Here is a 16321-nt window from a genome sequence, read left to right on the forward strand (position 1 = left end):
AATTCATTCAATTACTTTAGCAGTTTTAGCGCTTTTTACTAAATTGGATTAATGCATGGTCTTAAATTGAAAAACCCGATTACTGTCCAAAACATTACTTTCCAACAATTTCTGCCCTTTGGAAGTCAGTTGCCACAACATACGCTGGCGATCATCCCGTCCAGTTGGCACAATCCATTCATTTTGACGCATTTGTAACTTGATCTCATGCAAAGCACGAATATTTACCTGCGCGCGCGACACCGCATGCGCCCGTGGCATTTCTTTGCGGGCATCGTCCAAACCCGTTTCATTCAAATATTCATTCATTCTTTTTGAAAAATATTCTTCAGGGGTCGGAGTCACAAATGCTGTGCCTAGAACATTTAACAATTGCGCCCAAGTCATTTTACGATGCGATTTAACTTCCTTGAAGTTACCATCTTGATAAGCATGCATACGGTATTCAAATGAATAGAGTTCGTGCATAGAGACTTTGGGTACATTGGTCAGCGGGTCTGCCTCACGGTTCCCCAGTTCAGTTTCCAGCTGTTTCACTTTGGCACGCAATGCATCAATTTCATCGCGCAATACTTGCGTGTTTTGTGGACGTACCCAACCCACTACAGGATAACGCTCTAGCATCTGCGGCATACTAGAACGCACTGCCAACTCTAGATCTCTTAATGTGCGATAACAGAATACTTGGTCAACTTCATGTTGAAGCTGCTTTCTAAACTCTTTAAATTTTTCTTTTAACTCAGATTTATGATCATGCAGTTTTGTATCACGCGATTCTGGATCTTCATGCATAAACACAATCACAGGCTTCTGTTTGGTCATCGCATAAATATATTCCAGATGCATATAGCCCACACCTGAAACCGATTGTTCGCCATATTGGCTACCCAATAGAATCACCACATAATCACAATCATCAATTTGACGGCGTGCAATTGATGTACTTAAAGGCGTACGTTGTTCTAAACCCCAAGACAGGAATCCCATTCCCACAAGAGTTTGTGCCAAAACCGCTCGCTCTGGTTGCATTTCATTGCCAGAGGTAGAAATAAAGACTTGATAACGAGTATCTTGCATAGGCTAAGCCCCAATTCATTTATCAATAATATCAAGTATGCATCTTGATTTTTATTAACAGCTATCCCCAATAAAATATATAAAACTGGCTCGATTTTAGATATGAGAAACACCTAGATCGTCCAAATTTCTAACTTTCCATGTTAATTGTTCTGGTATTAGGTGCTGAAGGACTGGTTGCAGTGCAACAGCATTGTTACCACTGACATAACATTCAATACGTGTAATGTTATGACGCAATTTGTCACATAATAACCCATTTTTAATTAAAATATAGGTGGTTTGTCGTGCAACTGCTTGTCCAGAATCAATTAATTTTAATTTTTCTGCAAAAATCTGATGAATCGCTTGTTTTAGAAATGGATAGTGAGTACATCCCAGCACTAAATAATCAGCACCCTGTTCAACCACAGGTTGAAGTATCTGTTGCAAGACATTTAAACATGCTGGACTCATTTCCTGACCAGCTTCCACAAACGGTACCAATTCTAAATTCGTGACTGTTAGAACATTGACACCAGCAGGTTCCGCAAATTTAGCGATGACATCTTTGATCAACTGACCGCGAAAGGTTGCAGGTGTCGCCAGTACAGCTACAACTTTTGACTGGGTTTGAATCACTGCGGGTTTCAATGCAGGTACTAAGCCAACAATTGGAAATCGCTCACCATAATGGTCACGTAAATAATCTAAGCTAAATGCCGAAGCTGTATTACATGCGACTACCGCAATTTTGCAGCCTTGACGATACAACCATTCAATCGCTTTAGCCGTGAGCTGGCGGATTTCCTGATCGCTACGTGCGCCATACGGGACATGTGCCGTATCTGCATAGTAGATAATCTGTTCATTGGGTAAATGTCGGGCAATCTCCTGCGCGACTGACAATCCACCTACCCCTGAATCAAAAACACCAATAGGCGCATCTGATGACGCATGTGGCATAGGATTGAGTAAAAGAGGCATCGATTGAACAGCTGTCATACACACTTAGGCATTGGTTTATTCGCTCTTTTAAGCTTAAACCTCAGGTGCTCAAATGCAAGACCAAATCACCACTTTTTAGTGTTAAAACCGTCTCGCCCTGCGCATTTTCAGACAAACTGCCGTAGTTCACGAGATGATAAAAACTCTGACGTTGAATCAAGGCATTCATACCAAAGCGAACATGTACATAAGGCCTTAACTCACCGTCATATTCACGCATAAAAATGGGATGTTGCTCATCAACAATCACCACATCCTGATTGATCGTCGTCAGCTGCAAATAGGTTTTACCTTCGATTTCCACCTGATCTGCCTGATTAACGAGCAAAGGCTCATCTTCGACTTCAATTTCAATCTGTTCAACTGGGGTTTTAAGATAGAATTTGCCATCTTCTTTCCACAAGACTTTGCTAAACAGGTCGAGTAGCGCTTGTCGTTTGACCAATTGACCTTCGTGCCACCATTCGCCATTGGCTTTTATGCGTAGATCCATTTTGCCGCAATGCTTTGGATGCCACTGCTCCAATGGGGGAATTGACCTTTTGTGACTTTGCTGTACATCTTTTATGTATTGTGCAATGTCGATTAAGTTTTTATCATCAGAAAACATGATTTTTCCCTGATTTTCTAAAGGGTTTTGTGGAGAATCATTTTCATTTATCATAGTTTATGCCTTGATGACGAGAAAATATGACCGCTCAGCCAATTGGCGAGACCAAGGTTTAAAACTATACTAGCCCAAACGTTTGCGAGCACATACTATCATTTGTGTTCGGCAATTCAGAACACTCATGGCAGCACCGAATCGCAATATTACGGTTGCCACCCTTAAAAATATGAGGAGTCCTACATGGAACACATCGAACGTGAAGCGATGGAGTTTGACGTAGTGATCGTTGGCGCAGGACCTTCGGGTTTATCTGCTGCGATTAAAATTCGTCAATTAGCGATTGAAAACAACCTACCTGATCTTTCTGTATGTGTTGTTGAAAAAGGCTCTGAAGTAGGTGCGCATATCCTTTCTGGTGCTGTACTTGAACCACGTGCCATGAACGAATTATTTCCGAACTGGAAAGAAGAAGGTGCGCCACTGAATGTCCCTGTAACAGGCGACGAAACATATTTCTTACTGTCTGATAGCAAAGCACAAAAAATGCCGCATTGGATGGTGCCTAAATCAATGCACAACGATGGAAACTATGTGGTTTCTCTTGGTAACGTTGTTCGCTGGTTAGGTCAAAAAGCCGAAGAACTTGAAGTTTCAATCTTCCCAGGCTTTGCTGCTGCTGAAGTGCTTTACCATGAAGATGGTACGGTAAAAGGCATTCAAACAGGTGATATGGGGATTGGCAAAAATGGTGAGCCAACACATAACTTCACGCCTGGCTATGAACTGCATGCCAAATACACATTATTTGCTGAAGGCTGCCGCGGCCACCTTGGTAAGCGCCTGATTGCCAAATACAATCTAGATAAAGATGCTGATCCACAACATTACGGTATCGGGATTAAAGAACTTTGGGAAATTGATCCTGCAAAACACAAACCAGGTTTAGTGATGCATGGCGCTGGTTGGCCTTTGTCTGAAACAGGCTCTACTGGTGGTTGGTGGTTATATCACGCAGAAAACAATCAAGTTACCATGGGCATGATCGTAGATTTATCTTATGAAAATCCACACATGTACCCATTCATGGAAATGCAACGTTGGAAAACACACCCAACCATCAAGCAATTCCTTGAAGGTGGCAAACGTATTTCTTATGGTGCTCGTGCTGTTGTGAAAGGTGGCTTCAATGCTTTACCTAAACTTACCTTCCCAGGCGGTTGCTTGATTGGTGATGATGCTGGTTTCTTGAACTTCTCAAAAATCAAAGGCTCACACACTGCAATGAAATCAGGCATGTTGTGTGGTGAGGCAGTATTTGAAGCGATTGCTGCGGGTGTTGCTAAAGGTGGTGATCTGGCGATTGCACGTGTGCTTGAAGGCGAAGACCACTTCGATAAAGAATTAACTGCTTATACCGATAAATATAACAATTCTTGGTTAAAAGAAGAGTTATATAGCTCGCGTAACTTTGGTCCAGCGATGCATAAGTTTGGTCAATGGATTGGTGGTGCATTTAACTTTATCGATCAAAACATCTTTAAAGTGCCATTCACTCTGCATGATCTTAAACAAGACTTTGCAGTGCTTAAAACAGTGGATGCTTCAACGTTTAAACCAAACTATCCAAAACCAGATGGCAAGTTGACCTTTGACCGTTTATCTTCTGTATTCGTATCAAATACTGTACATGAAGAAAATCAGCCAGCCCATTTGAAGTTAACTGATCCATCTATTCCAGTGAATGTAAACCTACCAAAATGGGATGAGCCAGCTCAACGCTACTGCCCTGCTGGTGTTTATGAAATCATGGAAAATGATGATGGTTCTAAACGCTTCCAGATCAATGCTGCGAACTGTGTACACTGTAAGACTTGTGATATCAAAGACCCATCACAAAACATTACGTGGGTAACGCCTGAGGGTGGCGGTGGTCCAAACTACCCGAATATGTAATTCAAAATAAAAAATCCGAGTTTAGACTCGGATTTTTTATGCTTTCGTTTTATTTGGCTGAAATGACAGTTAACCCTTCTGCACCAAATAACGATATTCCGTATTGCTATTTTCATCTTGGCTTTCTTCTTTGAGTACCAACTCATGCCCAAGATGCATACAAAATTTTGGAATATCCCATGATGTTGATGGATCTGTAGCTAAGACTTCGACAATATCGCCAGACTTGGCTTTGCGAATGGCTTGATGCAACATCATCACAGGTTCAGGGCAACGTAAACCTCGCGTATTGATTTGAACAGTAGGAAGTTTTGGTTGTTCAGACATCATAAAACTCAAATATTCGAATTTTCACATTTTAGCATAAACTGCTGATATGAAAATCATCAGCAGCTTTTTGAAAAACTGTACGTTTTTTACATAGTATTATTGATGCATATCCGCTTTATCTTCGGTATGATGAAAATCATCTAATTGATATAGAGAGTCTTTAGGAAAGATCATGGTCGAGGAATCCAGTCCATCGTGGGGTATGCGTGGCTTAAGAAAATGGTTAGGTACCGCACCTGAAACCCGCGATGAATTACTCAAGTTAGTTCAAGACTCACGTCGCTTTTTAGAGCCAGATACTGTTGCTATGCTTGAGGGTGTTCTCGATCTGCCAGCAACTAAGATTCGAGAAGTCATGACGCCGCGTACAGCGATTATCAGCTTGCAGGAAGATGATCAATTACTTGATATTCTGCATGTGCTGATTGATTCGGCACATTCGCGCTTCCCAGTATTCTCTGCGGATCAAACGGATAATGTCGTTGGTATCTTATTAGCGAAAGATCTATTGCCCTTCTTAACAGAACGTAATGTCAAAGTCGATATTCGCTCACTGATGCGTCAGCCTGTATTTGTACCTGAAAGTGCACGTTCAGACCAAGTGTTGCGCATGTTGAAAAATACCCAAACCCATATTGCGATTGTCATCGATGAATATGGTTCGACTTCTGGTTTAGTCACACTTGAAGACATTCTCGAAGAGATTGTCGGTGAAATTGAAGATGAGCACGATATCGCAGACGAAGAAGCACTGTATATCGTCCCAGACAATGATCCGACCACAGCCAATACCTGGATTGTGCAGGCACTTACACCAATCGAACACTTCAACACTATTTTAGATGCAGATTTTTCTGACGATGAAGTTGAAACTATGGGCGGTTTACTGCTGCAAGAGATTGGTTTAGTGAGCGATTTACAAGGTCAAACCATTGAACTTGGCGATTGGCAATTTACCATTATTGAAGCAGATGCACGCACTATCCATCTGATTCGAGCTGTCCGTCAATGAGAACCTATTTTGAGAAGCTGTTAAATCCATCTCAAGCACAAACTCAGCTTCCTTTTATTTTTCCCCTATTGATTGCACTAATTTCTGGTGCAATCTTTAGTTTGGCTTTAGCCCCATATTATTTTTGGTGGCTTGCGATTCTGTCGCCTGCACTATTGTATGCGGTATTACGTCAACGTAGTCCACGCCAAGCTTTTGCGCTGGGTTGGGCCTATGGTTTTGGTTTATGGTTTGTCGGCGCGTTCTGGCTCTACACCTCTATCCATACCTACGGCGATACCAATGCCTTTCTAAGCATTTTGATGATTGTCTTTATGGCAGCCGCAATGGGCTTATTTACTGCATTTCAAACCTGGTTGTATCGTCGCTTCTTCCCAGAAACACCGTTAACCTTCGCTCCACTCTGGGTTTTATTTGAGTGGGCAAAAACTTGGGTATTCACAGGTTTTCCATGGTTATTTGCAGGTTATGCCTTCACTGAACGTTTACTCGATGGCTATGCACCTTTATTTGGTGTCTATGCCGTTTCTTTCGTGGTCATCGTACTGGCCTGTGCCTTAGTCGAGATTTTAAATCGTCGTTGGTTTTGGGCGATTCCTTCAGCACTCTTGGTATTAGGTGCTTGGGGGGCTGGGTTTATTCAATTTGTACAGCCTAAAGCAGCGAAGCCGCTGAGTGTTTCACTGATCCAAGGGAATATTCCGCAAGATCTGAAATGGTTAACTGAATATCAGATTAAAACCTTGGAAATTTATGCCACCCTGACGCGCGCAGAATGGGGCCGTGATCTGATCGTTTGGCCTGAATCATCAATTCCAATGTTCCAGACCGATATTCAAGAATTCTTGGATGCGATGGCAGCACAGGCGAAGAAAACCGATAGCGCTTGGGTCACAGGTATTCCTTATTGGGATCTGGCTAAATCGCAGCAAGTAGGTGAGCCGTTGTACTACAACAGTATTATGGCATCAGGTAGCGATTCATATGGTCTGTATAAGAAACAACGTTTAGTACCGTTTGGTGAATATATTCCACTGTCAGGCATGCTGAAATGGGTACTGCCTGCAATGCAAAACGATGTCAGTATGAGTGGTTTTTCACGTGGTGAAGCCAATCAAAAACCGCTGACTGTGAAAGGTCATGCACTGGCAGCCGCCATTTGCTATGAAGTGGCGTATCCAAACCTGACTCGTCGTAATGCATCTAACAGTGACTTCTTAATCACCGTGTCAAATGACGCTTGGTTTACAGGTACAGCTGGACCTTGGCAACACCTGCAAATGGTACAGATGCGTGCCAAAGAAAATGGTCGTTGGTTTATTCGTGCCACCAATACAGGTGTAACCGCGTTTATCGATCAGAATGGTCATATTGTCAAACAAGCACCAATGGATCTAGAAGTGGTCTTGCGTGGTGAATTACCTGCCATGCAAGGACAAACGCTCTACAACCGTTTAAGCGATTATCCGATCTTGATTTTCTCACTATTATTGTTAGTGATGGGGTGGATTTATCGTCCACATAAAGTTGATATTAGCTTCAAATCCCGTCGATAAATTACAGTAACTTTGTGCCCAGAGGAACATCAAACTCTGAGACACAAAGTGCGACATCCCCTTCTGCATTATGAAAACCTGTCACCAAGCACTCTGATTGAATCGGTCCAATTTGTTTTTTTGGAAAATTGATGACCGCAACCACCAGTTTCCCAATCAAATCATCAGGCTGATACAGCTTGGTAATTTGCGCACTAGATTTTCTGATGCCAAGTTCTTCACCAAAATCTACCTGCAAAATATAAGCGGGTTTCCGCGCTTGTTGAAACACTTCCGCCTGAATGATTCTACCCACACGTAATTCAACCTTGCTAAAGTCATTCCATTCGATCTGTTGCATGCTTTTTCCTTTTCTCTCTTTTTAAGCCCAGTTGCAGCATAGCGAATCTATCCGACTCAATAAATACGCTTATTTTTATTTTCAATTGAGTAACTTCATGCTAAATTAATTTTGCTGATCATAAAGCCGTAAACGTTTACGTCAATCAACGTGCCAACATATCTCCAACAAGGCTTGGAGCTATTTGATCAAGATATTTTTATCTTTGATCAGGCACTGGCGTTTGTTGGTTTACGGAGTAAAAAATGCAGAGTTCAAAATCTTTTTGTTTTAATTTTCAAAAAATTCCTAATCGTTACGCATCCTTTGTTTTACCTTTCTTCTTATCCATTATCATGACTTTTATTGTGTCTTGTATTAGTACGCTCAGAAGTATGGGATTTGAGCAGTTCTCTTTTTCTACGTGGATGTCGGCATGGGGAATTTCTTGGCTGATCGCATTTCCTGTGCTGCTCTTGGTGTTACCTATCGTGCGTAAAATGACAATGCTATTGGTTCGACCAGTTTAAATTTAGGCCATAAAAAAACGTAGATCTTGGGTCTACGTTTTTGAATATCTTTGGCTTAGAAATTAATCGACAATTGCACCGATAAATAAGCCACAAGACTCGACAGAAACAGCATCGGAATATATCGGTAGGCTTTAAATACAAGCTGCTCATATTTAGAAATCAGCTCCCGATTATCCCAGACACTGGTTTTTAAGGCACTTAAAAAACACAATACAAACCATGCACTCAACATACTCAGTGCAAAAAAGCCGATCATGATTTGACTGCTTCCTTCCGAAGCTTGCCACAATGTTAAAGCGCCTTCACTAAAAGGCAATAAAGTTAAAATGAGCAATACAGATTTAAGCATTGCCCAATGAAACTGATTCAGTTCATCCAACATAAAGAATGCTTTCATCTGATTTCTCCACATCTTATTTTTCAATGGCTTGAATTTATTATGCAAAGCTTTGATCTAAAGAAATAGTCTATTTTTCTGCATAATTTCTTTTTATTGTAACTATCAAATATGGGAATAATTCTTATTATAACTCTCACATATTCAATATTTTATTCATTTTATATTTTTCAAACAGTTATGTTATTTTATTGAATTAAGAAACATTATCACTTCACTCTCTATTTATTTAATTCAAAAGTGAAGTGATATTTTATTCTACATTATGGCTGATAATAAATATCCGCATCATTTCCTTCGCCACCTTCTTTACCATCCGCGCCAAACGAATATAAATCAAATGAACGACCTTCACGGCCTGGAATTACATACTGTAAATCATTTTCCCAACTGTCTTTTGGATAGCCACCTTTGACATAACCACCCGGTAACCAATTCTTTGCAGAAGCAGGTTGATTCACCAATGCATCTAAGCCGCCATCTTGCATCGATGGGTAACGACCATTATCTAATTTATATTGATCTAAAGCACCCGCGACACCTTTTAAGGTAATACTGGTTGTATCGACTTTGGCTTTTTCACCGCGACCCATTACGTTTGGAACGATCAATGCTGCCAAAACACCAAGAATTACAATAACAACCATCACTTCAATGAGTGTAAATCCTGAGACCCGATTAAACCGAGCAGCGCTCGGTCGGGTCGTAAGACGAGAAGCTATGCTTCGAGTGGCAGGATTAAGATTATACTCGGACTCTGAGTTGCAAGATTCTGCAACAGGAGAAGCATTCAAGCTACGTCCAACATTTTGTTTATCCATTGAATTATTCATATTCATCTCTTACATGTCACTCATTAGATCATATTGTTCATATTAATAATTGGCAACATTACCGCAATCACAATCACCAATACAATTGCTGCCATAAAAATCAGCATCAAGGGTTCGAGTAACGCCAGTAAAGTTGAAATAAAGGTGGTCACCTCACGATCTTGCATGGTCGATGCACGATCCAACATCCGATCCAATTCACCCGACGCCTCACCACTTCGAATCATTTGTACCATCATTGGCGGAAAATAACCGCAACGCTCCAATTGCGTTGCCAAATTACCACCTTCTGTTACACGCTCCATCGCCACTTCGATCGCATCACGAATCACCCAGTTATTACTGACTTCAGCACCAATCCGTAGGGCCTCAACCAAAGGCACACCTGAACGGGTCAAAATCGATAAGGTACTGGCAAAACGTGCAGCATTTATACCACGCGAAAGTTTACCAAATAGTGGCAATCTGAGCGTTAATCGGTCAAATGCATAATGCCCTGCATTGGTTCTTAAAAAACGGGTAAATACAATAATGGCAATAAAGGCAAGAATGAGCATGCCAATCCAAGTATGCCGAATAAAGGCACTGGCCTTCATCAATGCGACCGTGATCCAAGGCAAGGCTTCTTTACTTTGTTCAAAGGTTTTGACAATTTCAGGCACAACGTAGGTCATCAAACCCATCACAATCCCGAAAGACATCAGCATCAGCACTATCGGGTAAATCATCGCGCCCTGAATTTTCTTCTGCATGGCAAAACGATTTTCGGTGTAATCAGACAGCTGATCTAGAATCAAATCAAGATGTCCTGAACGCTCTCCAGCTGCAACCGTTGCAATATATAGTTCTGGGAAACGACCTGACTGTTGCATACTTTTTGCCAGTGAATGTCCTTCCAAAACCTTAGACCGTACGGCGATTAATAGGTTTTGCACATGTGATTTTTCACTTTGTTTACTCACTGCACGCAAAGCTTCTTCCAATGGAATACCAGCAGCAACTAACACAGAAAGCTGGCGGGTCATCAGTGCCAAATCATAAGCACTAAAGCTTTTTTTAAACCATGAACGTTGTTGCTGTTTGTCTTTTTGCTCAACGGCATCGACTGCAATTGGTGTCCATGCTTTATCGCGTAACTGTTGTCGAATTTGACGTGCAGAATCCCCTTCCAGCACACCTTTATGTTGCTTTCCTGAGGCATCAAGAGCGGTAAATTGATAAGCAGGCATGGTTCTGTTCTAATTGTCCCAAAATAGTTGTTGTTGCTATTGCATCCGTGTTTGCAATGAAATACGTGAGTTTCACAAGAAATTCATCGACATAACACTCCGCACTTTAGCATAATTCCATGACATGCAGTCATGCCTTGTATAAGTTGTTTTAGTCAATAACACAACCTAAAGGCTGAAGTGTCAATCGCCCCTTATATGAATGAAGCCTATATGCCTACCGAAAATTCTAACGCTATTTTGTACCGTATTCGAGTTGCAATACCCGTTTATGTGTATGACACGTTTGACTACACGGTCAGTGCTGAGCAGTACGCTCAAGCTCAAATCGGTGCACGTGTCGCGATTTCTTTTGGTCGGCAGAATCTTGTTGGGATCATTATCGAGAAAGTTGATCCTAACGAAGTATTTACAGGACAATTCAAACTTAAGGCCATCACAGAATTACTTGATCAGGAAACCATTCTAGACCAACAAGTTTTAACTTTGTTGACATGGTCAGCCCAATATTATCAATTCCCGATTGGCGAGGTGATGCAAAGTGCCCTACCTACCTTATTAAGACAAGGTCGCGCCTTAGATATCCTGTTTCATTTATGGAAGATCACACCGCATGAAGACCCAGCCTCCTTATTAAAACGCTCTCAAAAACAATATGATGCTTATCAGGTTTTAAAACTGCATCCACATGGCACTACTGAAAACGTGCTCAATCTAAGTGGTGTAGAAACATCAACCCTGAAAGCACTGGAAAAGAAAGGCTTGGTTGAGTGCTGTCTGGAACCGCATGATTTCACCCCAACACCTGTACAACTGGCGCAAGTGCCTTTGACACCGAACGAAGATCAAAAGAAAGCAATTCAACAGATTCTCAAAGCACAGCATCAATACCAAGCATTTTTATTGGATGGTTTGACCGGCAGCGGTAAAACTGAAGTCTATTTGCAAGTCATGTATGAGGTATTAAAACAAGGTAAACAGGTGTTGGTACTGGTGCCTGAAATTGGCCTGACGCCTCAAACTGTAGCTCGTTTTAAGTCACGTTTTCATTGTGATGTGGCCTTGCTCCATTCAGGCTTAAATGACTCGAAACGCTTACAGGCATGGCAACATGCGCAAACGGGTAAAGCCTCGATTATTATTGGTACACGCTCTGCAATTTACACCCCGCTTCCTCAGCTTGGTTTAATCATCTTGGATGAGGAGCATGACCTCTCTTACAAACAGCAAGAAGGTTTCCGCTACCATACCCGTGATGTGGCTTTATATCGTGGTCATTTACAGAACTGCCCTGTCATCCTCGGATCGGCAACACCAAGTATCGACAGTTATCATTTAGTGGAGTCAGGCAAATTACATTTGCTTGAACTAAATCAACGTGCGGGCGTGGCTGTACTGCCGAAAATGCATGTGGTTGATTTAAAAATCGCAAAAAAGAAACACGGACTGAGCCAAACGCTCATCGAACAGATCAAGCATACGTTAGAACGTAAAGAACAAGTGCTGATCTTTTTAAATCGACGCGGTTATGCGCCGATTCTGATGTGTGAAAGCTGTGGCTGGCAAGCCAACTGCCCACACTGTGATGCGCACTTTACCCTACATTCACAGCCTTATCATTATTTGCATTGCCATCATTGCGGCACCATCAATCGTCTGCCTGATCATTGTCCTGCATGTCAAAAACAAAGCTTAAAAACCATTGGTGCAGGCACAGCAAAACTTGAAGAACACCTACAAGAGTTATTCCCTCACCATGAAGTGATTCGGGTCGATCGTGACAGTACCAGCAAAGTGGGTAGCTGGCAGAAAATTTATGATCGCATTCAGCAAAATAAACCCAATATTTTATTGGGCACACAAATGCTGGCCAAAGGTCACCATTTCCCACATGTGACGCTCGTTGCGATTTTAGATATTGATGCAGGCTTGCTCAGTGTTGACCCACGCGCGCCTGAACGTACCGCACAGCTGATTGTACAAGTTGCTGGTCGTGCTGGTCGAGGCGAGCATAAAGGCAGTGTCTATTTACAGAGTCTGCGCCCTGATCACCCGATGTTGACCACTTTAATTGAGCATGACTACCGTACTGTCGCCAAACAAATGCTGGCTGATCGTAAAATCGCGATGTTACCACCCTATCGTTATGCAGTATTGGTTCGGGTTGAATCTAAAGATCGGGATTATAGTCAGCAATTCTTAGCGGATATTGCACAACAATTACGGACAATGGCTGGAGATTTAGTCGACATTTGGGGACCGATTCCCGCACCGATGGAACGTAAAGCAGGCCGTTATCGTGCACATATGGTGATTTTGTCTAGCGATCGAGCAAAACTGCATTTTTATTTGCGCCAGTGGTGGCAACACGTCGTACACTTACCTCGCCAGCATCTACTGAGGCTATCGATTGATGTTGATCCGCAAGAGTTTAGTTAGAGGCTTAGCCTGAGCGTGTTCAAGTCATCGAACGTTTTCCAACATCATCTTTTCAGATCATATTTTTACAGACGACTCATTTGAGTTAGTCTAGACAAAATAGAAAAATTTGAGGCATTCAATGTCTTTTCTGCTACCGATTATTTTATTACTGGCTGCGACTTTAATTTTTGCTCCATTAGCAAAACGCTATGCCTCCACCACTGTTCTGGGTTATCTGATTGCAGGGCTATTACTTGGCTCCAGTGTTTCGGGCCTGATTGAAGATCCTCAACTGATCGAGCAATTGCTACATTTTGGTATGATTGCAGTCATGTTCTTTGTCGGTTTTGCTTTTCGACCACAACAACTTTGGCTCGAGCGTAGAGGCATTCTAAAAAACAGCGGATTACAACTCCTAATCATTACCCTTGTTCTGATTGGCGCATGTTTTTTACTGTTTAATGATGTGCTAACCAGTCTGATTCTCGGATGTGCTTTAGCGCTATCCGCAGTTGCTTTACCATTACAACTCCTAGAAAAAAAACAGCAGCTCAATAACAAATTAGGGCAAGCGACTTTAGCAACCTTGCAATTTCAAGCCTTTGTTGCCATCGTCTTGATTATGTTATTTCCATTACTCGAAGACACTGCTTCTACACGGCATGGCATTGCCTATTTTGCAGCAATCATCGCGACATTTTCAGGATTATTCTTAGCCAGCCGTTATTTAGTGCGCCCAGCATTCCGTTTCTTAGCACGGAAAAATAGTATCCATCTCATTCCTGTACTCAGTTTATTGGTCTTACTTTCTGTCATCCTCATCATGGATATTTTAAATATTCATGTGCTAATTAGTGCATTTCTGGGGGGCTTATTACTGGCAGAGACAGAATTTAAAAGTGAAGTTGAACGCATTCTTGAACCCTTTAAAGATGCTGCAACAGGACTATTTTTTCTGGCGATTGGCTTGGGGCTTTCACTGCAACCCCTTATCCAAACACCATTATTGATCATCGCATCAATCTTTGGTTTAGTTGTGATCAAGGCTGCTGTTGTTACGGCAATCAGCTATTACCAACAACGCCATGCCAAGCTCAGCACCCTGTTTGCAATCACCTTGGCGCAAAGCGGCGAACTCAGTTTTATTCTGCTCAAGCTGGCAGAAAGTGAGAACTTGCTGACTAAAGATCTTCTGCAACCGACCTTACTCATTGTATTTGGTTCAATGCTATTGACCCCACTGCTGTATTGGTTATTTGATTCAAAAGTTTTGCCAAAATTGCAGAAGCAGGTGGCAGTACAGATTGACGATGTCCCTCAACACCCGATTCTTATTTTGGGCTTTGGCCGTTTTGGACAAGTCATCGCACGGACCTTACACGCACAAGGCAAACAATTCAGTGTCATTGATAGCAACCAACCTGACGCTGATTTTATTGAACAATATGGACATCGTTTCTTTGATGCTGATGTCACCCAAGTCGAGAACTTACGTGCTGCAGGCATTGAATATTGCAAATTATTGATTGTTGCAATTGATGATGTTGAAGACAGTATGAATCTGGCACGGCATCTACGTTTGAACTATCCAGATTTAACCCTGTTTGTACGAGCACGTGACCGCCATCATGCGCATTTACTCAATGATTTAGGCGTACAACATATTTGGCGTGAAACCTATGCCTCATCGTTAAATATGGCACAACAGGCATTGATTGAAACGGGTCTCTCCGTTGAAGATGCACATATTCAAATTGAGCGCTTTAAACAAGAAGATGAAAAGCTGCTCATGCAGCAACATTGGTCCCATGATCAACAAGATGTCCTTGAAAACTATCCAAGTGCGATTGCAGAACTTGAGCATTTGTTTGAAAACACAAAAACTTTAAGATCAGATCGCTTGAGCAATGATCAAAACACACAAAGTGATGCAAATTCACTCAATGAAACATCTTGAGTTTTGGCAAACTGACACCATTATTGACTGCATAACCATGCACCTTTTTATAAAGCCTGAAGTGCTTTACAAGGCAAAGCGTTGCTTTGTTTTCCCCTTAGGGGGTACTGGAGAAAAATATGTCTGATTTACGCCAACGCTTTTTTATCGAAGACTGCCCTGTTCGCGGTGAAGTAGTGCATTTAGAAGAAGCGCTTCAAACTATTTTGGCGCAACGTGAATATATGCCTGCAGTACAAAGCCTGTTAGGTGAAATGCTCAGTGCAACAGCCTTACTTGCCAGTACACTCAAGATTCGTGGCCGTATTAGCTTACAGATCCAAGCAAATGGAACATTTAAATGGGCGATGGCTGAGTGCAACCATTTGGGTGAAGTTCGCGCATTGGCGGATTACGAAGAAGATCCTCGTTTCGTTGAAGGTAGCGACAGTCGTACTGTGCTTGCGGCTTTAACCAATCCAGTGCTGTTCATCAACATTGAACCTGAACACGGCGAACGCTATCAAGGGATCGTTCCACTTGATCAACCAACCTTGGCAGGTTGTTTGACACAGTATTACGATTTGTCTGCACAGATCCCAACCCACATTGTATTGGCAACGAATAACCAACGTTCGGGTGGTCTATTGATTCAGTTACTTCCTCGTAATGATGAAGAAGAGCAAAAGTTGGTTGATGAAGATCTATGGCCACGTTTAACCATGCTCACTGAAACCCTTAAGCCGGAAGAACTGACTGATCTATCAGCAAATGAAATCCTCTATCGTTTGTATAACGAAGAAGAAGTGCGTTTACCTGAAGTTGAGCAGTTAAAGTTTGGTTGTACTTGTTCGAAAGAACGTTGTGCCAATGCCTTGATCCAAATCGGCGTTACTGCAGTTCATGAAACTTTAGAAGCGCAAAACCCGATCCAAATGGATTGTCAGTTCTGTAATACACGTTATGAATTTACCGCAGAAGAAGCTTTAGGTTTGTTCGGTGAACATTTAAGTTAATTGACTAAATGTTAAAAATAAAAAAAGACGGGCTTCCGTCTTTTTTTATTTTGTATTAAGGTCTATGCGATAAAACAATTTGCAAATCTCCCAATAACATAGACCTAAAATT

The 16321-nt window shown here is 41.8% G+C and carries 15 protein-coding genes; 7 read left to right on the top strand and 8 right to left on the bottom strand.

Going from position 1 to position 16321, the window contains the following annotated elements; translation table 11 throughout:
* Positions 1 to 48: 48 nt before the first annotated feature.
* From FPL17_RS12160 to FPL17_RS12170, 3 genes are all read right to left on the bottom strand, one after another.
* Positions 49 to 1077, bottom strand: a complete 1029-nt coding sequence (locus FPL17_RS12160) for a DUF4062 domain-containing protein (RefSeq protein ID WP_159885288.1) — start codon at positions 1075 to 1077, stop codon at positions 49 to 51.
* Positions 1078 to 1173: 96 nt separating this feature from the next.
* Positions 1174 to 2061 (bottom strand): glutamate racemase, encoded by an 888-nt coding sequence (murI, locus tag FPL17_RS12165; protein WP_159885290.1) that lies wholly within the window; start codon positions 2059 to 2061, stop codon positions 1174 to 1176.
* A gap of 43 nt (positions 2062 to 2104) precedes the next feature.
* Positions 2105 to 2728 (bottom strand): DUF1285 domain-containing protein, encoded by a 624-nt coding sequence (locus FPL17_RS12170; protein WP_033133222.1) that lies wholly within the window; start codon positions 2726 to 2728, stop codon positions 2105 to 2107.
* A gap of 186 nt (positions 2729 to 2914) precedes the next feature.
* On the opposite strand from FPL17_RS12170, the gene FPL17_RS12175 reads away from it, so the two are divergent.
* Positions 2915 to 4627, top strand: a complete 1713-nt coding sequence (locus tag FPL17_RS12175) for an electron transfer flavoprotein-ubiquinone oxidoreductase (protein WP_159885292.1) — start codon at positions 2915 to 2917, stop codon at positions 4625 to 4627.
* Positions 4628 to 4696: 69 nt separating this feature from the next.
* Here FPL17_RS12175 and tusA read toward each other — a convergent pair whose 3' ends face one another.
* Positions 4697 to 4954 (bottom strand): sulfurtransferase TusA, encoded by a 258-nt coding sequence (gene tusA / locus FPL17_RS12180; protein ID WP_159885294.1) that lies wholly within the window; start codon positions 4952 to 4954, stop codon positions 4697 to 4699.
* Positions 4955 to 5129: 175 nt separating this feature from the next.
* Here tusA and FPL17_RS12185 point away from each other — a divergent pair, with 175 nt between their 5' ends.
* Positions 5130 to 5969 carry an HlyC/CorC family transporter gene (locus FPL17_RS12185; protein WP_004802396.1) on the top strand — a complete coding sequence of 280 codons (840 nt, stop codon included), beginning with the start codon at positions 5130 to 5132 and terminating at the stop codon, positions 5967 to 5969.
* The gene (gene lnt, locus FPL17_RS12190) at positions 5966 to 7525 is read left to right on the top strand and encodes an apolipoprotein N-acyltransferase (protein WP_159885296.1); all 1560 of its coding nucleotides are present in this window, start codon (positions 5966 to 5968) and stop codon (positions 7523 to 7525) included. Before FPL17_RS12185 ends, lnt begins: the two co-directional genes overlap by 4 nt.
* Before the next feature lies 1 nt (position 7526).
* On the opposite strand, the gene FPL17_RS12195 is transcribed toward lnt, so the two are convergent.
* The gene (locus tag FPL17_RS12195) at positions 7527 to 7865 is read right to left on the bottom strand and encodes a tRNA-binding protein (protein WP_159885298.1); all 339 of its coding nucleotides are present in this window, start codon (positions 7863 to 7865) and stop codon (positions 7527 to 7529) included.
* A 245-nt stretch (positions 7866 to 8110) separates the two neighbouring features.
* On the opposite strand from FPL17_RS12195, the gene FPL17_RS12200 reads away from it, so the two are divergent.
* The gene (locus FPL17_RS12200; protein WP_159885300.1) at positions 8111 to 8374 is read left to right on the top strand and encodes a DUF2798 domain-containing protein; all 264 of its coding nucleotides are present in this window, start codon (positions 8111 to 8113) and stop codon (positions 8372 to 8374) included.
* A gap of 55 nt (positions 8375 to 8429) precedes the next feature.
* On the opposite strand, the gene FPL17_RS12205 is transcribed toward FPL17_RS12200, so the two are convergent.
* The 3 genes from FPL17_RS12205 to gspF form a co-directional block, all read right to left on the bottom strand.
* A complete protein-coding gene (locus FPL17_RS12205; protein WP_004802390.1) occupies positions 8430 to 8774 on the bottom strand; it encodes a hypothetical protein in 345 nt (114 codons plus the stop codon).
* A gap of 263 nt (positions 8775 to 9037) precedes the next feature.
* On the bottom strand, positions 9038 to 9613 hold the full coding sequence (gene gspG / locus FPL17_RS12210) for a type II secretion system major pseudopilin GspG (protein WP_276529328.1): 576 nt from the start codon (positions 9611 to 9613) through the stop codon (positions 9038 to 9040).
* A 17-nt stretch (positions 9614 to 9630) separates the two neighbouring features.
* Positions 9631 to 10836 (bottom strand): type II secretion system inner membrane protein GspF, encoded by a 1206-nt coding sequence (gspF, locus tag FPL17_RS12215; RefSeq protein ID WP_005192058.1) that lies wholly within the window; start codon positions 10834 to 10836, stop codon positions 9631 to 9633.
* A 213-nt stretch (positions 10837 to 11049) separates the two neighbouring features.
* Between gspF and FPL17_RS12220 the strand changes: the two genes are divergently transcribed.
* The 3 genes from FPL17_RS12220 (at position 11050) to hslO (ending at position 16209) form a co-directional block, all read left to right on the top strand.
* Positions 11050 to 13275 carry a primosomal protein N' gene (locus FPL17_RS12220; RefSeq protein WP_420867263.1) on the top strand — a complete coding sequence of 742 codons (2226 nt, stop codon included), beginning with the start codon at positions 11050 to 11052 and terminating at the stop codon, positions 13273 to 13275.
* Between the two features lie 121 nt (positions 13276 to 13396).
* Entirely contained in the window at positions 13397 to 15214 is a 1818-nt protein-coding gene (locus FPL17_RS12225; protein WP_159885302.1) for a cation:proton antiporter domain-containing protein, read from the top strand.
* A gap of 119 nt (positions 15215 to 15333) precedes the next feature.
* The gene (gene hslO / locus FPL17_RS12230) at positions 15334 to 16209 is read left to right on the top strand and encodes an Hsp33 family molecular chaperone HslO (protein ID WP_005200437.1); all 876 of its coding nucleotides are present in this window, start codon (positions 15334 to 15336) and stop codon (positions 16207 to 16209) included.
* Positions 16210 to 16321 lie beyond the last annotated feature (112 nt).

The organism is Acinetobacter dispersus, from assembly GCF_009884975.1.
Taxonomy (GTDB): domain Bacteria; phylum Pseudomonadota; class Gammaproteobacteria; order Pseudomonadales; family Moraxellaceae; genus Acinetobacter; species Acinetobacter dispersus.

Excerpts from the sequence above, each read along its gene's own strand:
- lnt (WP_159885296.1), top strand. The coding sequence starts at position 5,966 with ATGAGAACCTATTTTGAGAAGCTGTTAAATCCATCTCAAGCACAAACT.
- FPL17_RS12220 (WP_420867263.1), top strand. The coding sequence starts at position 11,050 with ATGCCTACCGAAAATTCTAACGCTATTTTGTACCGTATTCGAGTTGCA.
- FPL17_RS12170 (WP_033133222.1), bottom strand. The coding sequence starts at position 2,728 with ATGATAAATGAAAATGATTCTCCACAAAACCCTTTAGAAAATCAGGGA.
- FPL17_RS12175 (WP_159885292.1), top strand. The coding sequence starts at position 2,915 with ATGGAACACATCGAACGTGAAGCGATGGAGTTTGACGTAGTGATCGTT.
- FPL17_RS12205 (WP_004802390.1), bottom strand. The coding sequence starts at position 8,774 with ATGAAAGCATTCTTTATGTTGGATGAACTGAATCAGTTTCATTGGGCA.
- FPL17_RS12200 (WP_159885300.1), top strand. The coding sequence starts at position 8,111 with ATGCAGAGTTCAAAATCTTTTTGTTTTAATTTTCAAAAAATTCCTAAT.
- gspG (WP_276529328.1), bottom strand. The coding sequence starts at position 9,613 with ATGAATATGAATAATTCAATGGATAAACAAAATGTTGGACGTAGCTTG.
- gspF (WP_005192058.1), bottom strand. The coding sequence starts at position 10,836 with ATGCCTGCTTATCAATTTACCGCTCTTGATGCCTCAGGAAAGCAACAT.
- FPL17_RS12225 (WP_159885302.1), top strand. The coding sequence starts at position 13,397 with ATGTCTTTTCTGCTACCGATTATTTTATTACTGGCTGCGACTTTAATT.
- murI (WP_159885290.1), bottom strand. The coding sequence starts at position 2,061 with ATGACAGCTGTTCAATCGATGCCTCTTTTACTCAATCCTATGCCACAT.
- hslO (WP_005200437.1), top strand. The coding sequence starts at position 15,334 with ATGTCTGATTTACGCCAACGCTTTTTTATCGAAGACTGCCCTGTTCGC.
- FPL17_RS12195 (WP_159885298.1), bottom strand. The coding sequence starts at position 7,865 with ATGCAACAGATCGAATGGAATGACTTTAGCAAGGTTGAATTACGTGTG.
- FPL17_RS12160 (WP_159885288.1), bottom strand. The coding sequence starts at position 1,077 with ATGCAAGATACTCGTTATCAAGTCTTTATTTCTACCTCTGGCAATGAA.
- FPL17_RS12185 (WP_004802396.1), top strand. The coding sequence starts at position 5,130 with ATGGTCGAGGAATCCAGTCCATCGTGGGGTATGCGTGGCTTAAGAAAA.
- tusA (WP_159885294.1), bottom strand. The coding sequence starts at position 4,954 with ATGTCTGAACAACCAAAACTTCCTACTGTTCAAATCAATACGCGAGGT.